The sequence below is a fragment of the Mucilaginibacter mali genome (genome assembly GCF_013283875.1).
Taxonomy (GTDB): Bacteria; Bacteroidota; Bacteroidia; order Sphingobacteriales; family Sphingobacteriaceae; genus Mucilaginibacter; species Mucilaginibacter mali.
Map to the genome: position 1 here is coordinate 5,367,695 of NZ_CP054139.1, position 20,808 is coordinate 5,388,502.

At 50.4% G+C, this 20,808-nt stretch carries 23 protein-coding genes, 1 tRNA gene and 1 pseudogene; 17 read left to right on the forward strand and 8 right to left on the reverse strand.

Annotation, left to right across the window (positions count from 1 at the left end; all coding sequences use genetic code 11):
* Nucleotides 1–35 precede the first annotated feature (35 nt).
* The 5 genes from HQ865_RS22750 to HQ865_RS22770 form a co-directional block, all read right to left on the reverse strand.
* Nucleotides 36–746, reverse strand: a complete 711-nt coding sequence (locus HQ865_RS22750; protein ID WP_173417112.1) for a PsbP-related protein — start codon at nucleotides 744–746, stop codon at nucleotides 36–38.
* 621 nt (nucleotides 747–1,367) lie between these two features.
* Entirely contained in the window at nucleotides 1,368–2,009 is a 642-nt protein-coding gene (locus tag HQ865_RS22755; protein WP_173417113.1) for an N-6 DNA methylase, read from the reverse strand.
* 86 nt (nucleotides 2,010–2,095) lie between these two features.
* Nucleotides 2,096–2,953 (reverse strand): relaxase/mobilization nuclease domain-containing protein, encoded by an 858-nt coding sequence (locus HQ865_RS22760; protein ID WP_173417114.1) that lies wholly within the window; start codon nucleotides 2,951–2,953, stop codon nucleotides 2,096–2,098.
* Nucleotides 2,954–3,019: 66 nt separating this feature from the next.
* Entirely contained in the window at nucleotides 3,020–3,595 is a 576-nt protein-coding gene (locus HQ865_RS22765) for a hypothetical protein (protein WP_173417115.1), read from the reverse strand.
* Between the two features lie 170 nt (nucleotides 3,596–3,765).
* Entirely contained in the window at nucleotides 3,766–5,688 is a 1,923-nt protein-coding gene (locus HQ865_RS22770) for a P-loop NTPase (protein WP_173417116.1), read from the reverse strand.
* A gap of 286 nt (nucleotides 5,689–5,974) precedes the next feature.
* Between HQ865_RS22770 and HQ865_RS22775 the strand changes: the two genes are divergently transcribed.
* The 10 genes and pseudogenes from HQ865_RS22775 to HQ865_RS26160 form a co-directional block, all read left to right on the forward strand.
* On the forward strand, nucleotides 5,975–6,151 hold the full coding sequence (locus HQ865_RS22775) for a hypothetical protein (protein WP_173417117.1): 177 nt from the start codon (nucleotides 5,975–5,977) through the stop codon (nucleotides 6,149–6,151).
* 1 nt (nucleotide 6,152) lies between these two features.
* Nucleotides 6,153–6,353, forward strand: a complete 201-nt coding sequence (locus HQ865_RS22780; RefSeq protein ID WP_173417118.1) for a hypothetical protein — start codon at nucleotides 6,153–6,155, stop codon at nucleotides 6,351–6,353.
* A complete protein-coding gene (locus HQ865_RS22785) occupies nucleotides 6,340–7,407 on the forward strand; it encodes a hypothetical protein (RefSeq protein WP_173417119.1) in 1,068 nt (355 codons plus the stop codon). The genes HQ865_RS22780 and HQ865_RS22785 overlap by 14 nt, the downstream gene beginning before the upstream one ends.
* 1 nt (nucleotide 7,408) lies before the next feature.
* On the forward strand, nucleotides 7,409–8,128 hold the full coding sequence (locus HQ865_RS22790; protein ID WP_173417120.1) for a hypothetical protein: 720 nt from the start codon (nucleotides 7,409–7,411) through the stop codon (nucleotides 8,126–8,128).
* Nucleotides 8,129–8,250: 122 nt separating this feature from the next.
* Complete coding sequence (locus HQ865_RS22795) at nucleotides 8,251–9,633, forward strand: type IV secretory system conjugative DNA transfer family protein (protein WP_173417121.1); 1,383 nt, start codon at nucleotides 8,251–8,253, stop codon at nucleotides 9,631–9,633.
* 2 nt (nucleotides 9,634–9,635) lie between these two features.
* A complete protein-coding gene (locus HQ865_RS22800) occupies nucleotides 9,636–10,052 on the forward strand; it encodes a plasmid mobilization protein (RefSeq protein ID WP_173417122.1) in 417 nt (138 codons plus the stop codon).
* Nucleotides 10,053–10,070: 18 nt separating this feature from the next.
* Nucleotides 10,071–10,394: a hypothetical protein gene (locus HQ865_RS22805; RefSeq protein ID WP_173417123.1), complete on the forward strand. Its 324-nt coding sequence runs from the start codon at nucleotides 10,071–10,073 to the stop codon at nucleotides 10,392–10,394.
* Nucleotides 10,395–10,417: 23 nt separating this feature from the next.
* Nucleotides 10,418–10,906, forward strand: a complete 489-nt coding sequence (locus HQ865_RS22810) for a hypothetical protein (protein WP_173417124.1) — start codon at nucleotides 10,418–10,420, stop codon at nucleotides 10,904–10,906.
* 10 nt (nucleotides 10,907–10,916) lie between these two features.
* Complete coding sequence (locus HQ865_RS22815) at nucleotides 10,917–11,096, forward strand: hypothetical protein (RefSeq protein ID WP_173417125.1); 180 nt, start codon at nucleotides 10,917–10,919, stop codon at nucleotides 11,094–11,096.
* A 163-nt stretch (nucleotides 11,097–11,259) separates the two neighbouring features.
* Nucleotides 11,260–11,931: pseudogene (locus HQ865_RS26160) on the forward strand (recombinase family protein); the annotation flags it as partial.
* Here the strand turns inward: HQ865_RS26160 and HQ865_RS25880 are convergent.
* The 3 genes from HQ865_RS25880 to HQ865_RS22825 form a co-directional block, all read right to left on the reverse strand.
* Nucleotides 11,917–12,093: a hypothetical protein gene (locus tag HQ865_RS25880; RefSeq protein ID WP_202020418.1), complete on the reverse strand. Its 177-nt coding sequence runs from the start codon at nucleotides 12,091–12,093 to the stop codon at nucleotides 11,917–11,919. The pseudogene HQ865_RS26160 and the gene HQ865_RS25880 sit on opposite strands and share 15 nt — an antisense overlap.
* A gap of 201 nt (nucleotides 12,094–12,294) precedes the next feature.
* The gene (locus HQ865_RS25885; RefSeq protein ID WP_202020419.1) at nucleotides 12,295–12,579 is read right to left on the reverse strand and encodes a hypothetical protein; all 285 of its coding nucleotides are present in this window, start codon (nucleotides 12,577–12,579) and stop codon (nucleotides 12,295–12,297) included.
* A 142-nt stretch (nucleotides 12,580–12,721) separates the two neighbouring features.
* Nucleotides 12,722–12,793 (reverse strand) — tRNA-Glu (locus HQ865_RS22825).
* 192 nt (nucleotides 12,794–12,985) lie between these two features.
* On the opposite strand from HQ865_RS22825, the gene HQ865_RS22830 reads away from it, so the two are divergent.
* The 7 genes from HQ865_RS22830 to pdeM all read left to right on the forward strand — a co-directional run bounded on the left by HQ865_RS22830 (nucleotide 12,986) and on the right by pdeM (nucleotide 20,804).
* The gene (locus tag HQ865_RS22830; protein WP_173417126.1) at nucleotides 12,986–14,371 is read left to right on the forward strand and encodes a mercuric reductase; all 1,386 of its coding nucleotides are present in this window, start codon (nucleotides 12,986–12,988) and stop codon (nucleotides 14,369–14,371) included.
* 4 nt (nucleotides 14,372–14,375) lie between these two features.
* On the forward strand, nucleotides 14,376–15,329 hold the full coding sequence (locus tag HQ865_RS22835) for an ABC transporter ATP-binding protein (RefSeq protein WP_173417127.1): 954 nt from the start codon (nucleotides 14,376–14,378) through the stop codon (nucleotides 15,327–15,329).
* Nucleotides 15,326–15,775: a hypothetical protein gene (locus tag HQ865_RS22840; RefSeq protein WP_173417128.1), complete on the forward strand. Its 450-nt coding sequence runs from the start codon at nucleotides 15,326–15,328 to the stop codon at nucleotides 15,773–15,775. Before HQ865_RS22835 ends, HQ865_RS22840 begins: the two co-directional genes overlap by 4 nt.
* A complete protein-coding gene (locus HQ865_RS22845) occupies nucleotides 15,768–17,339 on the forward strand; it encodes an ABC transporter permease/substrate-binding protein (RefSeq protein ID WP_173417129.1) in 1,572 nt (523 codons plus the stop codon). Before HQ865_RS22840 ends, HQ865_RS22845 begins: the two co-directional genes overlap by 8 nt.
* Before the next feature lie 185 nt (nucleotides 17,340–17,524).
* Nucleotides 17,525–18,673 (forward strand): ergothioneine biosynthesis protein EgtB, encoded by a 1,149-nt coding sequence (gene egtB / locus HQ865_RS22850; RefSeq protein WP_173417130.1) that lies wholly within the window; start codon nucleotides 17,525–17,527, stop codon nucleotides 18,671–18,673.
* A 26-nt stretch (nucleotides 18,674–18,699) separates the two neighbouring features.
* Nucleotides 18,700–19,689, forward strand: a complete 990-nt coding sequence (locus HQ865_RS22855; RefSeq protein WP_237073553.1) for an L-histidine N(alpha)-methyltransferase — start codon at nucleotides 18,700–18,702, stop codon at nucleotides 19,687–19,689.
* Nucleotides 19,690–20,138: 449 nt separating this feature from the next.
* Entirely contained in the window at nucleotides 20,139–20,804 is a 666-nt protein-coding gene (gene pdeM, locus HQ865_RS22860; protein ID WP_237073555.1) for a ligase-associated DNA damage response endonuclease PdeM, read from the forward strand.
* The last annotated feature ends 4 nt before the right edge of the window (nucleotides 20,805–20,808 follow it).

Below are 20,808 nucleotides of genomic sequence, written 5' to 3' on the forward strand. Positions count from 1 at the left end.
TATTTTACATAATTTAGAATGTAGATAACTATTTTTTAATTGCCGAACCTAAAAGTTGATAATAAGTACGACAAATTTGTTACTTCTCTTTTATCATTAAACAGCGGAGTCTGAAATTGAAATTCAAATGATCCTGTCTGTGGTTTATCAGGAAAATCAATAAGTATTTCTCGCAATCGGGGAGTTATCAAATCACCTTTGCCGTTTTTATCTATTGCCGTAAAGGCTTCTATTGCTGTTACTCCCGCTATTTTGATTTGTTTAGCCCCACTTGCGTACCATCCTTGCGACGAATTGAATTGACTTAACGCATAGTCATACAAATCGCGTGTTAAGCGATACTGGACCAGAAACGTGGTGTGAGAGACTGTATCAATAAAACTGATATTCATACCCATTATATTTCCTGACGAATCTCCTACATTTATATCATTTTGTGATTTAGACCAGGTATTCGGGTAGCTAAAACTAAACCCATACTTCTTATTTGAATATGTATTCCAACCAATTGGACCAGTGTCCTTTTGATGAACAGCATTAAGATTACTGCTCAATACATTTTGACTATTAGCTTTGGACGATGCTGGATTTACAATCACAACATCATCACGCATCTGGGAATTGCTTATAGCATGTTCGTTCTTCCGGAACTGAGGGTTATTCTTCCATATTCCCTGCCAAATAAAATACCCAATAAACGCTACAAGAACAAATATTAAAAATCCGATAAGAATATTTTTATTCATATTTAAATGGTCGATAGTGTGCTTTGCCTGTTACTATGTGAGTGCGGATTGTTAATTAATCATATTTTATCATAAAAACATGTAAACAAGCCAATTGGAGTTTTAAAACGACGAGAAGAAAAAAGAGGGTCGTTTGCAATTATTTTAGATATGAAGAACGCATTGTAATAAGATAGGCACGTTTATAATATTTAAATTTAGCAAAATATTTGGATTATCAATAGATTAATTTATTATTTATATTATTATTTGCATTTTGATATTAAGAAAAGTATTCAAAATCTGCTACTTTTTTAAAACATCAAAAAAGATATGCGCCTATGTACTTGATATGACTATACCCATAGAGATAGTTAATTCGCCTTAGTATGCGAAGCAGGGATTTAAATATCCTGCACCTTCCTAACCGCGCCTGTATACTGCGCCAAAAACCATACACTATCTCATACTTGAACTCCACGGCGGCCCCGAGTGCGCGACCGTCGTAACCGACGCCGACGGCAGCAACCTCGTCTTCGACGACCGCACAGCGGCGGAAGCCGAGGCGGCCGACTGCCAGGAACCGCTGATCGTCGAGGTCGACTAAGAAATAACGCCATCACATGCTGATGGCGTTTTGATTCAAGTGCCTTTCTCTCCCGCTTCGCCGTCCCCGCCTATCGCCCGCCACACGCGACTTTCGGACCTGTCGGAGAACTCGGAGACCCGGGGGTGGTGGAACCCGCCGCGCAGGACGGTGCCGACCCTGTAGCCGCAGAAGAACTCCCCGTTCAGCGGGTCCATGTGCGCGATCTCGCCCGTGAGGGACTGCAGCAGGAGGTTCGCGACGGCCATCTTGCAGCAGGTAAGGTCCGGGTCGGCGCCGTACAGCGTAAGTGTGCGGTCGGCCTTGGCCGCCGCCAGCAGCAGCCGTCCTGAGCCGCAGGCGGGGTCGAAGACCTTCCGCCGGACCGGGTCGCCTGCAAGGGCTATCCCGACCATCAGGTCGGCGACCGGCTCGGGCGCAAGGTGCCGGCCGTCTTTTTCCCCGGAAACCAGCGTCGTGTAGATTTCGCCGAACGGGTCCCCGAAGCCCATCGCGTAACTGCCGACGGCGCCGAGCAGCGCGATCAGGCGGGCCGGGTTTTCGCCCGCCATGTCAGGCAGACCGTTTGCACTGAAGGCGGCGATGAAGTGGTCGAGCAGCGCCGTAAGCGCCTCGTGGTGGCTCCTTCCGCGCGCGTACGCCTCGAATGAGCGGATCAGGATGTTTGGTCGTGTCATAATGTGCAATGAGTTTCGCGCAGTATGACACGGATACCTGGTTATGTAAACCGGCAAGCTTGGAAATGCTTTCATTTGTAACGGGATCACCGTTCCCTGTCCTCCGTGTCGCGGTCCCGCCCGTCCCGTTCAATTTGCCGCTCGCGCACCGCCCGTATCGCCTCCAGCGCCCGGTCCTCCTCGCTTCGCTCGATGGGCAGGTCGGCTAGCTGCATTCCGTCTTCCAGCAGCCGAGAAAAGCGGAACTTCTGCCCCTGGTACTCAACACCGGTCGCTACACCGTCCCCGTTGCGCTCGTAATGATGAAGCCCCGCATCCCGCAGCAGTGCCAAAAAGTCCTGCTGGGAGGCTGCCCGCGCGTAGCACTGCCGCACCTGCTCAACAACCTGCTCCCTCCGCAGCGCGTGCCACCGTTCCGGCCTCGCGTAACTTTCGCCCCTGCCATGCTCCGGCAGGCTGCTGGCAAGCTCGGGGTATTTTAAGCGATGGTATTCCTGGAACCTTTCCTTCAGTTCCCTCATCTGCGCGTTTGACATGCCGAACGACCAGCCCGTCCTGTAGTGCAGCGCCGACACGCAGAAGTGCAGGTGCACGTGGTCCTGGTCGTAGTGCGCCATGCCCAGCATGACGCCAGTCTCCCCGCGCAGGCGCATGTACTCGCGGGCCAGGTCGTCCACTACCTCCTCGGTCAAATATTTCCGGTCTTCGTCCCCGAACCCTACGATCTCGTGATAGATCCGCACGGCATCGGAGCGGTCGACCCTCCTGAACGACTCGTTTTCGACAAATTCAGACACGTACCCGGCAATGCTGTCGGAGCGCAGGTTGCTGGTATAAACCCGCACCTGCCCCGTCTTCTGATCGTTGGCTATATACCGCAGGATGTAGCCGGCAAGCGAGGCGTAGCTGGGCGAGTGGCGGGAAAGTACCTTTACGATGGCCATGATTAAAGTTACGCATTGGGCTGGCAATAAAAAAGCACCGTGCGTTTGCGCGGTGCTTGAGTGCTTTTACTTTTTTAAGAGTGGTAGTAATTCTTCCGGGAACTCCTCCATCGGCCAGCCCTTTTTAAGCGTCTCGATAAGGAGTAGGTACGCCTCCTTCCACGAACCCTTGAAGTTGTAAAGTTCAGGCCAACTTTTAGCATCCTCCAATGTACAAAGGTAGAACTCAGCTGTGCCATCGTCTTTTAGCCAAACCTCATACCCCTCTTTAGTGGTATCAAGGTTGTAGGATATTGACGGAGCAAACTGAGCTATCGCTATGACATTCCTGCCGAGCATGCCCTTGTCCTCTTGGTCAACAAAATAGCAATGCGCCGCATAATCCCACCCTGGCAAGCTCTCAAAGAGGTTCCGCCACTTTTCAAGCTCCATCTCAATGTGCCCAGTTGCCAATAATCCCACCGATATAGTTTCATCGAAAGGGGCTTTCTCCAAAAGCAGTTGATTAACGGCAGGAAGTTGAGCAAGAAAATCGGCAAGGTATTCTTTATCTAATTTAGAAATGGGCTTATTATCGACTAAGCGATGTTGAATAGCTTCTAAGCGAGAAATGTCTGAAATTGTTAATGTTGCTGTTTTCATAATCATTTGGTGATTAAAAACAATGACCATTACAATTTCGGATCACGGTCTTTTAACACCAAATGTTTTTATAATGATAGCACAAACGGTTATTTTTGTCAATATCTATTTAGTTCGATCATTCATCATCTCCATACTTATGGGCTTGTACCGGAACGGAATGGTCATGTTCACCAGATTATCCACTTATGGGCAACCAATGGGGATATTCTTCTATACTCTTTCCACAAATAGTCAACGAAGGCATCTATTGTGTGTTTTTTCTTCATTTGAAAAAGCTTTTTGACAAAAGGTGATCTACAGCCCTCGTCAACAAGTCGCTCTGCTATTCTGCTTACCACTTCGTATACGAATTTGTCGTCATCAGCAGGCGGTACAGAAAGAAACAAAGGAATGTAGGTAATCTCATCGATCAATTCAGTCTCTGTCAGGTTTTTCCAACTACTATAAATGTTGTAAATAACGTAATTCAATTTGCAATACCACTCGAAGTTATGGTTTTCGCGGACCAATTGCATCGGATGATCGCTCTTAGAGGAGCCGATGTCTATATCTTGGCTTTTCATGAGCAAATCCAACGCAAACGACTGATCGCCTGCAGCTATCAGTTGTTCAATTATTTTTCCCTTTACTTTTTCGTTGTAATACCACCCATTTACAACTGGTATGGTCAATGCATCCAGCAATATATCGTGATGGCAAAAAAACCTATGCTGATTTTCATAATGGGGCAAGTACAGAACTTCAAAATATATGTAGTTCAGCAATGTCTTAAAAATAGGGTGGTCATCGTCGTGATGAGCCAAATCGTAACTAACCTCATCGCCGCCGTTGTACTTATCTGCCATCCGTAAAAGCGCCGACCATGTTAAGGTAAGTCCATATTCTTTATAAATACAGCTCCAATAATAAATAGCTTTTGCTAAACCCTTATATGTCGAGTAAATTAACTTCAGATCATTTCTGACAATCTTATTAAATTGAGAAACAAAATCATCATCATCTAACTTTTCTTTCCCGCATTCTTGAGAATATGTGCGGGCAAGTATAAATAGAGTTATAAACAAAGGAGCGTGTGCAATCGCGTTGGAGTGAAGTATCGCGCTGTCTTTTAAGTTTTGCCATTCAGGTGTGTTTTCAATGATTTTGGGAATTATATTCACATTTTCTTCCGCCTTTAAGTAAAACGCGTTTTTACCATATAGCAGATCTTCATAGTCATTCCTCAATTCATAGTCCGCTATTACAACCCGAACATTTCCGAAGTCTTTTAGGCAATCTAAAAAATAGGATTTTTCTTTTCCATTTCTTTCGACCGTATTCCAGTCTTCAATTATAATAAGATATCTCTTGTCATAATTCCTTCCAATCCCATTAAATTGTTCATTGAAATCGGTAATGTTGGTGATCCAAAGAGTAATAAAATTGGTATTGGATATACAGTGGAGAGACAATTGCCTAAGAAAAGTACTCTTTCCGCTTCCACTTTTTCCGATGATTACGGCACAAATCTTGCTATTTTTCTTTTTAAAGGACTGAAAAACCTCGTTCTTAACCTCGTCGAATATTGCACGCTTAACATCAAGCTTACTTATTACACCTCGCCACTGTGTGTCGTTATCAAGTTTTGAAGTATAAAATCTCAACGGATCAATTCGAACGCTTTTTCTTATCTTGCTAAGTTTGAAATTTTCGTCAATTATGTAGCAGCCTTTTATTTCCGTACTCAACTGCACAATACTATTGCTATTTAATTCCCTTTTCGCGCTTTTCTTATTGGCCAAACGAATATAATCTTCTATTTTTTTGATGTTAGTTGCCGACAGTTTTGCACCGTCTTTGCCGAACAACAACTTAAACAAACTGCCATTACCGATGACTTCACCTTCAGGAGTTAAGTAGCCCTTTCTTTTAAACGCTGACGTAACCTTAAGAATTTCCCTCATATGAGCGAGAAAACTCATTATATAAGGGTTTTTAGGATACTGACCTATGTGTTCAAGGTTTGGTAATTTCTCACCTGTGGCGTTTTCATAAGCGATCAGGAACCTCCCTCTTAGCTCCACTAATGACACATTGCTTTTTACAGTCATAAAATATTTTTAAAATATGCTTTCTGAAGCTATTCTTGATCCATTCTTGATCTATTGTTGATTCGTTCTTGATCGGATAAGTCGTTGATTGGCTGCACCTTCGAACTACCAAAATACAAAGAATATGAAAAAAGACATCAACAACTGTACAAAAACAAGAGCAATCAAAAGCCTTCTATATTTCTTAGAAAATCCAAGAACAGTACAAGCACGAAACTCTTAAAACTTAGCCACGATGAAAAGCTGATAAAATAAACACACACCGATAATTGATGCAACTAAGATTATGAAAGCAATTAAGAAACCTAACATTTCCCCTTTAGAAACAGAAATAGACAGCAAGGTGTCATTAGCATGCCTGTTCATGGCCGCAGCAAAGTGCGGCCAGCTTAAAGCGGGCCACCCTAACCAGTTGACGCCCTCATCCCGCGAGGGTGATCCATTCACCATAAAAAACAAGTAACATGCAAAAGAAGCCACAGGCGAGAACGCGCGGCAGGCGGCCGCGCTACCTCACCCCCGAGCAGGCCAAGGCGATCCTCGACTTTTTGGAACGCCCGGAACTGCCCGAGCACGATTCCCCATTCAAGCTTTATTTCAACGGCAGGCTCATCGCCTCCGCTGGAACGACCAACCCCAAACCCGACCGCAATGAAAACGATTGAAACCACAGCCGGAAGACCGTCCGGCAGCGCCCAGCACGAGGCGCTGCTGCGATCCCAATGCGCGGCCATCCTCCTGAACGTCAGGATCAGCGCGAAGCAGCTCGGCAAGAGGGGCCTGCCGATGGCCCGGGGCGACAGCATGAAGCCGTACTTCGAGCCGTTCTTCTTCGAATACCAGCGGCTGCTGGATCTCAACAATGCGGAGCTTGCCTGCGAGGTGGCGCGGTTCGAGGTCATGGAGCACGATGCCCAGGCCGACCGGGACATCGCTGGCCTGGAACAGGACCTTGCCGACGCCGAGCGCGAGTTCGGGCAGGCCGAGCATGAGGTACAGAACACCCCCGCGCCCGCCGGGCGGCATGCCGCGCTCAGGAGGCGGCTGTGCCTGTTCGTTGTGGCGGTGTTCGACACGCTGCTGAACGCCCAGTACTTCCAGATGCTGGGCTACAGCTACCTCGAAGCCGCCGGCCTCGGGTCCTGCTTCGCGGGCGTGCTGCTGATATTCTCGGGCTTCGTTCCCCGCCTCGTCCGCCTGGGCGGGACGGCCCGGCAGCGGCGCCTGATCGCCGCCGGCATCCTTGTTTTCATGGCGGCGATATTCTCGTACCTGGCTCAACTCCGTGCAGACTTTGCCAACGCCGCACATGGCACTCATTTCAGCCCGTGGTTCTTCACCCTGCTTTCCCTGTTCCTGTTCGCCACCGCGGTATGCGCCCACTGCTTCCTAACCCCCTCGCGGGCGGACCGCGAGGCCGCGGAGCGCTATGACGCCCTGCTTGGCCGCGAGCGCAAGGCGAAGGCGGCCAAGGAGGACATAGCCCGGCAGCTTGCCGCCACGCGCCTGGCGAAAAGCGGGCTGCGGGTGGCCAACAGCGCTGTCATACACGGCGGCGCCATGCTCGAGGCGCAGCTCATCTCGGCCGCCAGGCACGCCTTCGCCGTCCTCAGGGAGGAGGCGCTGCGGTACCGGACCGGTCCCGGCAGGCCCGACTGCTGCGACGCTGACTTTGATTCCTGCTTTGCCTTCCACCGCTATTTCCCAAAAATCGACTGACATGAAAAGAACCACGCAACTTATCGCCCTGCTGCCGGCCGTCTGCCTGTTGCAGGCATGCGGGATAGTCCCGCAAACGCCAGCCTCTTCGGATATGACCGTCGTATTCGACCGCACCGACAGCATCCGCAACTGCCCAGACGCTCAGACGCTGCTCTCGCCCTTTGACCTTGAACGCGACAGGTTTCAGGGCCTGCATATCGTGCTTACCACCGCCTCGGACGTCGACGTGAACGGGCGCACGGTGATTGACCTGAAGCCGCAGAACGAACTGACCAGCAATATCGTCGACCGGGAGAAAGACATCAGCCGATTTGCCACGCAAATACAACAGGCGCTTGACAGCATCCGCAGGGAGCCACCCTGCGGCCACTCGATCGTCTACCGCGCCGTTGCCCGCGAGGCGAACGCGCTGGCTTCATCAAGCTCAACCAATAAGTATTTATTGGTGTATTCAGACCTCCTTGAAGCCAACGGAGAAGTCAGCTTCTACCGTGCCGGGCAGCTGAGGGAGATACGGCGGCACCCCGACACGGTCAGCCAGCTCCTGGAAAGCGGCCTGCCGCTGCAACCGTTGGCGGGAATGCAGGTATTCCTGCTGTACGAACCAAGATCGTTTGCCGACAACGGCGCCTTCATGCCGGTGGCGGCCATGTACAGGCGGATGCTTGAGAGGCACGGCGCGACCGTTCACGTTGCCGCCCAGTTTTCAAGGCCATGAGGATCGCCGTGCAATTCCTCAAGTTCGTATTCTACTGCCTGATAGTGGCGGTGGAGTACGCGCTCAAGCTCGCGCTGGAGATCACCCTTCAGGCCAAGAAACCCTTTCAGTAACCATGAAATATGAAAGCAATACAGTTTATCATCGGCCTGATCGCCGACTTCTTCGGCGCGCTGGCAGACGCATTCCATCAGCAGGACGGGTTCAATGCCGCGTTCGGAAGCGAGCGCCTTATCGGCAGCCGTCTTAACAAGGGCTTTGTGTATTCGAAGTCGCGCAAGCTGAGCAGGAAGGCAAGCCATTCCAACTTTCTGATAACGGGCATCACTGGAAAGGGCAAGTCGACCAGGCTGATCGCCAAGTCCATTTTCACGCTCCGCAACTGCTCCATGATCATCCATGATCCGAGCATGGAGCTTTACAGCCTGGCATCGGGATTCCTCTCAAAGTTTTTTGTGGTGAAGACGCTGAACTTTTCTAACGACGCGGTCAGTTCCGGCTACAACCCGCTGTCCCGCATCAGGAAGCCCGGCGACGTAAGCAAGCTTGCGCACATGCTGGTGGCGATCCTTGAAAAGGGCAGCGGCGACCCGTACTGGAGCCTGGCGAGCAAGAAGCTGTGCCAGATCATTATCAGGATAGTGCTGCTTCAGCCGGAGGAACACCACCACATTTGCAACTGCGTCCGCGTGCTCAAGTACTTCCAGACCGAGCCGTCGAAGACCGATACCTGGGTGGCACGATCGGGGGACGAAAAGCTCATCCTGGACTACAAGGCCCTGATAGCGACGCCCGAGCGCACCCTTCAAAACGTGGTCGCTTCCCTTTCCGCCGCCTTGGAGATATACGACACCCCTTCCATAGCGAAGGTCTGCTCAAGCGACACGATCGACTTTGAAGCCATTAGGAAGACTCCCCATGTTATTTTTCTGCACAACAGCATCGCCGACCAGGCCTTTCTCTCGACGCTGACCAGCGTTTATTTCGAGCAGTTCTTCAACTTCATCCTGGAGCGGCTGCCGGGCAGGGGCGACCTGGACGTGTTCTGCATACTGGACGAGGCCAGCAGCCTGAAAATCCCCCTCCTGCCGCTTTTCCTGGCCAATTGCAGGAAGTTTCGCTGCGGCAACCTTCTGGCGATACAGGGAAAAAGCCAGCTCCAGTCGTTCTACGGGCAGGACGCCACAAGCATCGTCAGCAACTGCTCGACCCGCCTGTACCTGCCCGGAATCTCGGACGTGGACGAGCTGCGTGAGATCGAAACGCTGTCCGGGAAATGCACCTACAGGGGCAGGGACGGCAAACAAGTTACCAGGCAGCTCGTTACCGCGGACGAGATACGGCAGCTGCATGACGACCGGACGCTGATTTTGTCCGGAAACCACCCGATCATACGCGGCAGGTCATCATTTTACTTCCGCTCTCCGCTGTACAGGCGGTATGCGGCCATTCCGCCGCTGCCGATGGGGAGCGACATACCCGGCGGGCCGATAGCGTTCTTATAGCCATGAGGGTCAGGAGCAAGCCACTATATGAGTACCTGCTCCGGGAGGGCGTCCTCGGCGGAACGCCCGAGGCCATCGCCGCGGCAAGGCTGCGCTACCGGCAGGAATACAAGCGGGACTGGAAGCGGCGAAGGGGGCGGAAAAAGGAGATCAGGTTCGCGGTTACGGCCAGCCAGTTCGAGGCCGTCAGGCTTCGCGCCGAAACACGGGGGCTGAAGCTCGCCGCGTACGTCAGGTCGCTGGCTCTTGAAGGCACCGGCGAGCGCGTGCCGGACGACCGCCTGCTTCGGGCGCTGCAGTTGGTCGGCATGGCCCTTACCGCCGCTACCCGCGGCACCGACACGGCGCGCATGCGCGCATGGCTGGCGGAAGCCGAGGCCCTGCTGCTGGGCATGGTGCGGCCGGCCACACAAAATTGAAACACTAAAAGAATAGAAATGAAAACAAATGACGAAAGAAGCAAGGAAGACAACAAGGCGCTGGACGGGATAGAAGGCGCCAGGAACGGCCGCCAAGCGGAAAGGGACAGGCTGATGGGATTCGACTTCCTCATGGCGGAAATGCATCGCGACCTGTCGCTGCTGGCGGACGAGATGTCCGGCCTCATCGCCCAGCAGGACCGGGAAACGCTTGCCCGCTACGTGGAGCGGCACCCCGAGGAGCGTGAGCTGATATTCGGCGACGAGCCCGCCGCCGGGCCCGCAACGCCGGACCGCGGGGAAGGCGGCAGGCAGGCGGAGGAACGCGAGCCGGAACGCTGAACACACCAAAAGCACACGCACGGATGGACATAGGCGGAAATGGCAAGTGCAGGCGCGGCGACAAATCGCCCGAGCCGACGCCCGAGCAGCTTCGGGAGCACCGGCGGCTGGCCGAGCAGGTCAACTACAGGATAGCCCTCAACGAGCTGGCCTTCTACGCGAGGGGCTCCACGCGGCAGGAGGGCGTCCTCACGGATGCCCAGAAGGGGCGGGCGTGGACCGACCACCTGGGGCAGGGATGGGTTGCCAGGACGCCCATCAGTTCCCCCGCCCGGAACGAGCTGGCGGCGATACTGGAGGTGATACGGGAATACGAGGCCACGCACGGCAATGGCGACAAGGAGCAGCAGGCCCTGGACGGCATCGCGGAGGTCAGGGCCGCAAGGGGCGAACCAAGTCCCGACAGGCTGGCGAACTTTGAAAGGAATACGGCCGGCACCGATGCGGCAATGTCCCCTGCGGATATTGAACCGCCATCCCCCCAGGAACATGTGATTGAAATCGAACGATAATTTACACGTTATGGCAGACAATACGCACACCGACTGGCAGCGGAGCAACGACATTACCGCAGAGGAAGTGAAGGCCTGTCCCGCCTTCGCGCACTTCACGGACGAGGAGGCGCAGCAGGTGATTGAAACACTCATTACATTTGCCAAAATCGTCTACGATTGTTGCAAAAATCAGCGAAAAACACTTTGATATTGAGCATTTTATTCGTATCTTATAGGATATTAACGCTTCAAAAAAACTGTCAGCCATGAATGATTTCGCCGCATTTACCCCCTTCGCGAAGGGTCAAAAGGCCAAGACCGCAAAAGGCTCCAATTGCGTCATCTACAGCAGGGTATCCACCCCCGACCAAATGAACAACCTGAGCCTTGAAACGCAGCAGAAGGCGTGCAGGGAGTACGCCGTCAAAAACAATTACTCGGTGCTTCAGGAGTTCGGCTCGACCCATGAGTCCGCCAAGACCGACGAGCGCAAGGAGTTCAAGCGGATGCTGGCCTTCGTGAAAAAGTCGCAGCCCAAGGTGTCGTTCGTGATCGTCTACAGTCTGGACAGGTTCTCCCGCAACGAGCACGCCATCCTCCTGACCTCCGAGTTAAGGGGCAAGTACAACGTGGAGGTCGTGTCGGTTACGCAACCAATGGATACGTCCAATGCCGCTGGACAGATGCAGCAGCGGCTGGTATGCGTCTTTAACCAGTTCGAAAACGAGCTTCGGCGCGGTAAGGTCGTTGCCGGCATGACGGAAATGCTCCTTCGCGGCGACTGGCCCATGCGGCCGCCGCTGGGCTACGACAGCGTCAACCTCAACGGCAGGCGCGCCATCGTCGTCAACGAGAAAGGCAGGATACTGCGCAACGCCTTTTTCTGGAAACTGGAAGGGTGGTCGTACGAGAGCATCAAGCACAGGCTGGCGGCAAGCGGCATCAGTCTCTGCCACCAGCGGGTGGCGGCCATACTACGAAACCCCTTCTACGCGGGAGTGCTTTCGCACGGCTTGCTGGAGGGACAGTTAATAAAGGGCAACCACGAGCCGCTTGTGCCGAAGGAAATCTTCCTGCGGGTGAACGGCCTGCTTCAGCAGAATACCCACGGCTTTTCCGTGCAGGAGGAAAACGACCACATTCCCCTCAAGCGCTTCCTGATCTGCGGAAAGTGCGGCAAGCCCCTGCGCGGCTACATCGTCCAAAAGAAGCAAATCCACTACTACAAGTGCTGCACCCGCGGCTGCGGCACCAACAGGAGCGCAAGGCATCTCAACCAGTGGTTTGCAGAACTGCTGGAGTCTTTTACTCTAAATCACGGCAGGGAGTTGATACAGCTTATCAGGCAGCAGGCAATCGCCACCTTCAACCAGTTCACCAAGACCTACGATGACGCCTATCAGCTGCTATGCGACCGGTACACCGACATCAAGAAAAAGATAGCCCGCCTGGAGGAGCGTTTTATAGAGGAAGAAATCAACGCGGACCTGTACAACCGCTACAGCCAAAAATTCGCGGACGAACGAACCGAAATCGAGCGGCAGCTTAGCGCGTCCGGCAGGGTGTCGAACCTTGAGGAATGCGTGCAACTCGCCGTCGATTTCGCTGTAAATCTGCCCAAAAGATGGCTTTTGGCAGATTACGCGACTCGCCAGCGGCTGCAATTTCTCATCTTCCCGGAGGGCATTCACTATGACCGGGAAACGGACAAGTGTCGAACCGGCAGGATAAACTTCGTGTTCTTGTATCTCGCTTATTTACAGCAGATTGCGATCAAAAAAGAAAGCGGCGTACCAGCCTTACAGCTTGATTACGCCGCTTTCGCGCTTTCGGTAGCCCGTAGGGGAATCGAACCCCTGTTACCAGAATGAAAATCTGGTGTCCTAACCCCTAGACGAACGGGCCAAATTTTTGGAGCAGAACTCCTTTGTTTTGGGACTGCAAAGATAAACGTTAAAACATATTTTTAAAACATTTTTTGAAAATTTTTTTACACTGGTTTTTATCGCCCTGATAATCTGACAAATCAAAAACAAATCCACTGCTTCATTTCTTTAAAATCCAGTTAACTTTAACACATCAATCTACCCATAAGCTATGAAACAGTACGACGCGATCATTATCGGTGCCGGGCAGGCAGGCGTGCCTTTAGCCAAAAAGCTGGCCCTCTCCGGTAAAAAAACCGCTATTATAGAGAAGCGTTACATTGGCGGCACCTGCGTTAACGATGGCTGTACGCCTACCAAAACCATGGTCGCTTCGGCCAAGATGGCTTATATGGCCCGAGTTAGCGCGCCGCTGGGAGTCACCATTAAAAAGTTCTCGGTGGATATGCCTACCATTAAAAAGCGGAAGGACGATGTGGTGAACATGTTTCGCAATGGCAGCCAAAAGGGACTGGAAAAAACCAAAGGACTGGATATCCTGATGGGCGAGGCCACCTTTACCGGTCCAAAAGCGCTTTCGGTAAAAATGAATGACGGCGGCGTACAGGAACTACAGGCCGATCTGATCTTCATAAACACCGGCACTAAAACAACCATCCCAGCTATTGATGGGTTAAGCGATATCGGTTATTTAACATCCACTACCATACTTGATCTGGACGAAGTGCCCGAACACCTGCTGATCATCGGCGGTAATTATATCGGGCTGGAGTTTGGGCAGATGTTCCGCCGCTTTGGGAGTAAGGTGTCTGTGATTGAGCGCTCGGCCCGCATCATTTCGCGCGAGGAAGCTGATGTATCTGCCGAGATGACCAAACATCTGGAGGCCGAGAAGATCAGTATCCTAACCAATTCAGCAGTCACTGCGTTTAAGCAAAAGAAGAACGGTAAAATAACAGCCATTATTAAAACAAGGGATACGGAGCAAAAAGTAAAATGTACGCATGTGCTGATCGCCGCGGGCCGTAGTCCACAAACGGAGACACTTGGTTTAGATAAGGCGGGTGTTAAAATAGACGAGCATGGTTATATTATCGTCAACAAAAAGCTGGAGACCAATGTGGCCGGTATTTACGCGTTGGGCGATGTAAAGGGAGGGCCTGCGTTTACCCACATTGCTTATAACGATTATACCATCGTTTACCGTAATTTAATAGAGGGCACTAAATATACTATAGATGACCGCCCGGTGCCTTACTGTATGTTCACCGATCCGCAGTTGGGACGCGTTGGTATAGATGAGGCCGAGGCTAAAAAGTTAAAGCTAAAGGTAAAAGTGGCCAAACTACCCATGGCACATGTAGCGAGGGCCATCGAGACGGGCGACACACGCGGCTTTATGAAGGCCGTGGTTGATGCTAAAACCAAAAAGATACTGGGCGCAACTGTAATTGGCGAGCAGGGCGGCGAAATTATGACCGTGCTGCAAATGGCCATGGAGGGCGGTATCACGTACGACCGGATCCGCTATTGCGTGTTCGCGCACCCGCTGTTTTCCGAGTCGTTGAACAACCTGTTTATGGGTATTGCAGATTGATAGGATGATCAGCGTAAAACAATTAAGCAAGGACTTTTGCGGATTTAAGGCGGTTGATCACATCAGCTTTGAGGTAGCCGAAGGCGAGAACCTGGTACTGTTGGGCACCAGCGGCTGCGGCAAAACAACCACGCTTAAAATGCTGAACCGGCTAATAGAACCCACCAGTGGCGAAATTGCTATCGACGGCAAAAACATTATGCAACAACAACCCGAAACGCTGCGCCGCGGCATTGGCTATGTGTTGCAAAACACCGGATTGTTCCCGCATTACACCATTTACGATAACATTGCCGTTGTACCCAAACTGTTGGGATGGGATGATGCCAAAATAAAAGCACGCGTTAATGAGCTGATGGATAAGCTGCACCTGGATGCATCGGTGCTGCAAAGCTATCCCGGTCAGTTAAGCGGCGGGCAGCAGCAACGTGTGGGGCTTGCCCGTGCATTAATGGCCGACCCTCCGGTATTATTAATGGACGAACCCTTCGGCGCGCTGGATAATGTTACCCGCACCAAAATACAGGCCGAGTTTAAGCAATTGGACGAATTGACCCGCAAAACCATCATCATGGTAACCCACGATGTGCAGGAAGCTTTTGAACTGGGCGACCGCATTTGCCTGATGGATAAAGGAAATATTATGCAGATAGGCACCCCGGCCGAATTATTGTTTAGTCCGGCTAATGATTTTGTGCGCGATTTTTTACAAGGCCAGCGCCTGCAACTGGAACTGAAAGCCATCACCCTGAACGATATTTGGGAGCAACTGCCCGATACCTATGCCGAACAGGCTACCACCCAACCGCCGGATATGAGCGTATGGTCGGCTATGGAAGCGCTGAAAATTAAAGGTTCGGTCATTACCATTCAGCAATCAAATAGCAATGCGTTCAAGTCGGTGAATTTTGCGCAGTTGATGGAAGCTTTTAACCAGTATCAAAATGTGCAGAAATGAATAAGATGATCTATATTTTACTGAGTGCTGTTGGTGCGTTATTGGTTAGTATCAATAGTTACGGTCAATCGGATAGTCTGGTTAGCGTGAAAGTGGTAATTGCTGGTTTTGACACCGAGACATTTGCAGATGTCAGCTGCGATATGTTTGATCATACTTTTAAAAATGAAAAAAAGTACAATGCATTTTCTAAAAAAAGTGAATTACAACATTTTATATCATTGCTCAAAGAATTTAAATCCGTTAAAGCACTTCGGTCATTTGATGTGCGGGGATCTGTCAGTTACAATTATAGCAAAGTCAGTAACAAATATTGCTTTGACACTTTTGGATATTTTTTTAAAGACGGAAAGTACTATTTCAACAGGAACCTTGTGATCTATATACAAGATAAAGTGTATGGCAACCATCCTAAATATTTAGACACATTGACACATCATGAATAACCAGCAACAGTCACTTTGGGCGTTCATGGCCATCGAATCGGATAAGTTGCTTACGCAAACGCTGCAGCATATCGGGCTAACGTTTATCTCGTTGATAATCGCGGTGCTGATCGGTTTGCCGCTGGGTATTTTTATCGCCCGTAAAAAACAATTCTCGGGCGCGGTGCTGGGTGTGGCGGGCGTTATGCAAACCATTCCAAGTATCGCCCTGCTGGGTTTTATGATACCATTATTGGGTATCGGCGCAAAGCCGGCTATTGTGGCTTTGTTCATCTACGCGTTGCTACCCATCATCCGTAATACCTATACCGGCATTTTAGGGGTTGATGCTTATGTTACCGAAGCCGCTACGGCTATGGGCATGAGTAAACGGCAAATCCTGCTTAAAGTGGAGCTACCGCTGGCTATGCCGGTGATATTGGCCGGTATCCGTACCGCTACGGTCATCAACGTGGGCGTGGCTACGCTGGCATCATTTATTGCCGCAGGTGGCCTGGGCGAGTTTATTTTCGGCGGGATATCGCTTAACAATACCAATATGATACTGGCCGGGGCCATCCCTGCTGCCTTGCTGGCCATTATTTTCGATTTCCTGCTATCGCGATTGCAAAACATCAAACTGAAAAAGCTGAGGCCTGCTACTGCCGCTATCCCCGTGCTACTGCTACTCCTTGCTTCTTTATACTTCATCCCATCAGCCTATGGTGGCAAACTGACCGCCGGTTTCACACCCGAGTTTATGGGCCGGCAGGATGGCGATCTGGGCCTGCGCCAAAAGTATGGGTTAAAGATCCACACCATCGTCATCAGTGATGCGGTGATGTATAAGGCAGCCTTCGAAAAGGAATTGGATGTCATCAGCGGCTACTCTACCGATGGGCGTTTAAAGGCGTTCGGTTTGATGGTGCTGCGCGATGATAAAGGCATTTTCCCGCCTTATTATGCCGCACCGATAGTTAGGGATGAGTCGCTGAAGAAATTTCCTGACCTGGAGAAGACACTGAATTTATTATCGGGCCGTATAAATGATTCTATCATGACCGAATTAAATTATCGCACCGACTATCTTCACCAAAGCCCCGAAAAAGTGGCTAAGGATTTTTTGGTAGCGCAGCGCCTGTACAAGCCATCGCGCAACGGCACCGATGGTATGGTGCGCATCGGTTCCAAAATATTTGGCGAGCAATACATCCTGGCGCAAATGTATACCATGCTGATAAAAGGTTATACCGATTACGATGTGGCTACCAAAACCGGCCTGGGCGGTACCAAGATCTGCTTCGATGCATTGACCAATAACCAGATTGATCTATATCCCGAATACACCGGCACCGGCCTGCTGGTGTTGCTGCAACCCGATCAAAAAACTATCGATAATTTAACACACGATAAAGATAAGACCTACACTTTTGTGAAACAGGAGTTTGAAAAGCGCTACCATATCAGTTGGCTACAACCTATTGGGTTTAACAATGCCTACGCTTTAATGATGCGCCAAAAACAGTCGGACGATTTAGGTGTTAAAACTATATCCGATCTTAAACTTTATCTCGACAAGAAATAAAACATGGGGCAGGTATATTATATCATTGCCCCGTCCTTTAGGGCGGGGTAAATAGCGAAAAAGGGGCTGGCTTTAGCCGAACCTTATTTCGTTTGGCTAAAGCCAGTGCTATTAACTATTATACCCCCGGGCTAAAGCCCAGGCAATTAACGGAAAACTAATACCTATCCTGACAAACGATAAACATGGAACTAAAAGACCGCTACTACAACATCCGCCAGCATACCGAAGCCATCTGTAGCCCCCTGCAAACGGAAGATTATGTGGTGCAGCCTGTTGTAGATGTTAGTCCGCCCAAGTGGCATTTGGGGCATACCACCTGGTTTTTCGAAACTTTTATACTGAAGCCTTACTTTATGGGCTACCAGGAGTTTGATCCTGATTATAACTTTGTTTTTAACAGCTATTATGAAACCGTTGGCGCGCGCGTTATCCGCACCGACCGCGGCAACCTGAGCCGGCCATCGGTGATAGATATTTACCGCTACCGGGCTTATGTTGATAAAGCCATGTACGATTTCCTTTGCACCGAACCATCTGCCGAGGTAAAGGAACTGCTGATCTTAGGCTTCAACCACGAGCAGCAACACCAGGAACTGCTGTATTACGATATCAAGTACATTTTGGGAAATAACCCGTTGATGCCGGTTTATTCGAAAGACTACGTATCGCTGAAAGTAGAACACATAGATGCGCCATGGATCAGCATCCCCGAGGGCGTTTATGAGGTTGGCCATACCGGCGATGGCTTTTGTTTTGATAACGAACTGAACCGCCACAAGGTATACCTGAATGCTTATGAGATAAGCCCGAACCAGGTTACCAACGGCGAGTATTTGGAATTTATTGAGGCTAATGGTTACCACGATTTTCGCCACTGGCATATGGAAGGCTGGGGCTGGGTGAACGAGAACAAAATAGAAGCGCCTATGTACTGGCACCTGGTTGATGGCGAGTGGCATAACTATACCTTCCACGGTCTGCAAAAGTTGAACCTGCACGATCCGGTTACGCATATCAGCTATTTCGAGGCTTATGCTTACGCATCGTGGCGGGGCATGCGCCTGCCTACCGAATTTGAGTGGGAGATAGCCGCGCCGCAGTTTAAATGGGGCAAAAGCTGGGAGTGGACAGAAAGCGCCTACCTGCCCTATCCCGGTTTCAATAAAGCACCTGGCGCCATTGGCGAATACAATGGCAAATTTATGGTGAACCAAAAGGTGCTGCGCGGCGCATCGGAAGCTACGCCGCCGGGGCACGAGCGTATTACGTACCGCAACTTTTTCCCAACTAATTTACGCTGGCTTTTCAACGGTATCCGTTTAGCCAGATAATATACATCTACCTATATATGAGAAACATGATGGAAGCATTAATGAGGATGAAACCCGCGCTGCGCCCCGGCTTTAACAACCGTTTTTACGATGACGTGGTGAACGGCCTGCAGGCTACCCCTAAGCACCTGGACGCTAAATATTTTTATGATGCCGAGGGCGACAAGCTGTTCCAGCAAATTATGGCTTGCGGCGAATATTATCTCACCAATTGCGAGATGGAGATTTTTACTAAGCAAACCGCGGATATAGCCAAAGCGGCCATGCAGGGTGGCCAACCGTTAGATCTGATAGAACTGGGGGCCGGGGATGCTACCAAATCAAGCCACCTGCTAAGAGAATTATTGGCGCAAAAGGCCGATTTCACCTATTTGCCTATCGATATTTCGGGCCATGTAATATCGTCCCTTAATGCAACGCTGCCATTATCCCTACCGGGATTAAAAATAAAAGGCCTGCAGGGCGAATACTTCGAGATGTTGAACAAGGCTGCTGCCATATCGCCCAATCGTAAGGTGGTGTTGTTTATGGGAGCTAATATTGGCAATATGCCGCTGCCCGATGCGGAAGCTTTTTGTGCTGAACTGCGTGATAACCTGAACCCCGGCGATATGGTGATCATCGGCTTCGACCTGAAGAAGAATCCTGAAACTATTCTTGCTGCTTACAATGATAGGGAAGGCATCACCAAGCAGTTTAACCTTAACCTGCTTAAACGCATTAACCGTGAGTTAGGTGCCGATTTTGATGTCGATCAGTTTCATCATTATGCGATGTACGATCCCGAGACCGGATCCTGCAAAAGTTATTTGGTAAGCCTGAAGGAACAGCAGGTGCACATTCCCGATACCGAAGTGATCCACTTTGCCAAGGATGAGTATATCTACATGGAGATCTCCCAAAAATACACGTTAAATCAAACCGAGCAGTTCGCCATCAGATCGGGCTTTAAACCGGTAATTAGTTTTTTTGATAGTAAGGAGTGGTTTGTTGATACGGTTTGGGTGGCGGAGTAATTTAGGGCATTGAATCTTCGCTGCGCTGTCATTATGCTTCGCTGTAATTGGTTAGGTCGATGAATAAAGCGGAGGCGTGTGCAATTCCCTCCCTTAAAGTCTCCGCTTATAACCAACTTGTCATACGAAAGAGCAGGGCTGGAAAAGGTGCGGCGGAGCGAAAGAGAAATCTCATACGCGCCACAACCATTTCGTATAAGATTTCTCACTCTCATCCAGCTTTTCTCCACCCTCCAAGGGTTCGAAATGTCAAATTTATACTTAAAAAAGATGTGTCCACACGGTAGCCCATAGGAAGGGTGTAGGGAGAGGTTTAGTCAGTACCACATAGTGGCTAAACCCCTCCCTGCCTGCACACACCCGTCGGACCCCATCCCAAGGGAGTGAACTTTATTTATACACCTGCAAAATGCTAAAAATAATAGCTTTTACTTATATTTGTTCCTGATATGACAACTACAACCGGCGGGATGGACATAGAGTTATTGGGGCAAAACCTTTTATTATTACCACAAAAAGCGATTTACTGGCAGCAGGAAAAAGCCCTGGTAGCCGCTGACGTTCATTTGGGTAAGGTTGGGCACTTCCGCAAGGCCGGTATTGCCGTTCCACGGGATATGGAGCAGGACGATCTGGCTGTACTATCGGACCTGATACACGAGCACAGGCCCGAAAAGATCTATTTTTTAGGCGACTTGTTTCATAGCGATATGAATAACGACTGGGACTGGTTCGCGCTTTGGCGCAGGAATTTTCCGAAGATCAAGGTCATCCTGATCAAGGGCAACCACGATATTATTCACGATAAGCATTACCTTGATTTGGATGTGGAGTTGCACCAGCAACTGCTCGTCGGGCCTTTCCTGATGCTGCACCATCCGTTAAGCGATACCAAATTGGAGCAGGCCGCCGGCTATGTGTTTTGCGGGCACATACACCCGGGAGTAAGTTTGGTTGGTAAGGCCCGTCAGCATATCACATTGCCCTGCTTCGCTTTTGGCGAGCGGCAGGTTATCCTCCCGTCGTTCGGTAAGTTCACCGGTAAAGTGGCGCTGCGCCACGGTACTGACGACAAGATATACGGTGTGCTGAAGGATAAAGTGATCTGTATATAAACTA

Excerpts from the sequence above, each read along its gene's own strand:
- HQ865_RS22750 (WP_173417112.1), bottom strand. The coding sequence starts at position 746 with ATGAATAAAAATATTCTTATCGGATTTTTAATATTTGTTCTTGTAGCG.
- HQ865_RS22755 (WP_173417113.1), bottom strand. The coding sequence starts at position 2,009 with ATGACACGACCAAACATCCTGATCCGCTCATTCGAGGCGTACGCGCGC.
- HQ865_RS22760 (WP_173417114.1), bottom strand. The coding sequence starts at position 2,953 with ATGGCCATCGTAAAGGTACTTTCCCGCCACTCGCCCAGCTACGCCTCG.
- HQ865_RS22765 (WP_173417115.1), bottom strand. The coding sequence starts at position 3,595 with ATGAAAACAGCAACATTAACAATTTCAGACATTTCTCGCTTAGAAGCT.
- HQ865_RS22770 (WP_173417116.1), bottom strand. The coding sequence starts at position 5,688 with ATGACTGTAAAAAGCAATGTGTCATTAGTGGAGCTAAGAGGGAGGTTC.
- HQ865_RS22775 (WP_173417117.1), top strand. The coding sequence starts at position 5,975 with ATGAAAGCAATTAAGAAACCTAACATTTCCCCTTTAGAAACAGAAATA.
- HQ865_RS22780 (WP_173417118.1), top strand. The coding sequence starts at position 6,153 with ATGCAAAAGAAGCCACAGGCGAGAACGCGCGGCAGGCGGCCGCGCTAC.
- HQ865_RS22785 (WP_173417119.1), top strand. The coding sequence starts at position 6,340 with ATGAAAACGATTGAAACCACAGCCGGAAGACCGTCCGGCAGCGCCCAG.
- HQ865_RS22790 (WP_173417120.1), top strand. The coding sequence starts at position 7,409 with ATGAAAAGAACCACGCAACTTATCGCCCTGCTGCCGGCCGTCTGCCTG.
- HQ865_RS22795 (WP_173417121.1), top strand. The coding sequence starts at position 8,251 with ATGAAAGCAATACAGTTTATCATCGGCCTGATCGCCGACTTCTTCGGC.
- HQ865_RS22800 (WP_173417122.1), top strand. The coding sequence starts at position 9,636 with ATGAGGGTCAGGAGCAAGCCACTATATGAGTACCTGCTCCGGGAGGGC.
- HQ865_RS22805 (WP_173417123.1), top strand. The coding sequence starts at position 10,071 with ATGAAAACAAATGACGAAAGAAGCAAGGAAGACAACAAGGCGCTGGAC.
- HQ865_RS22810 (WP_173417124.1), top strand. The coding sequence starts at position 10,418 with ATGGACATAGGCGGAAATGGCAAGTGCAGGCGCGGCGACAAATCGCCC.
- HQ865_RS22815 (WP_173417125.1), top strand. The coding sequence starts at position 10,917 with ATGGCAGACAATACGCACACCGACTGGCAGCGGAGCAACGACATTACC.
- HQ865_RS22830 (WP_173417126.1), top strand. The coding sequence starts at position 12,986 with ATGAAACAGTACGACGCGATCATTATCGGTGCCGGGCAGGCAGGCGTG.
- HQ865_RS22835 (WP_173417127.1), top strand. The coding sequence starts at position 14,376 with ATGATCAGCGTAAAACAATTAAGCAAGGACTTTTGCGGATTTAAGGCG.
- HQ865_RS22840 (WP_173417128.1), top strand. The coding sequence starts at position 15,326 with ATGAATAAGATGATCTATATTTTACTGAGTGCTGTTGGTGCGTTATTG.
- HQ865_RS22845 (WP_173417129.1), top strand. The coding sequence starts at position 15,768 with ATGAATAACCAGCAACAGTCACTTTGGGCGTTCATGGCCATCGAATCG.
- egtB (WP_173417130.1), top strand. The coding sequence starts at position 17,525 with ATGGAACTAAAAGACCGCTACTACAACATCCGCCAGCATACCGAAGCC.
- HQ865_RS22855 (WP_237073553.1), top strand. The coding sequence starts at position 18,700 with ATGATGGAAGCATTAATGAGGATGAAACCCGCGCTGCGCCCCGGCTTT.
- pdeM (WP_237073555.1), top strand. The coding sequence starts at position 20,139 with ATGACAACTACAACCGGCGGGATGGACATAGAGTTATTGGGGCAAAAC.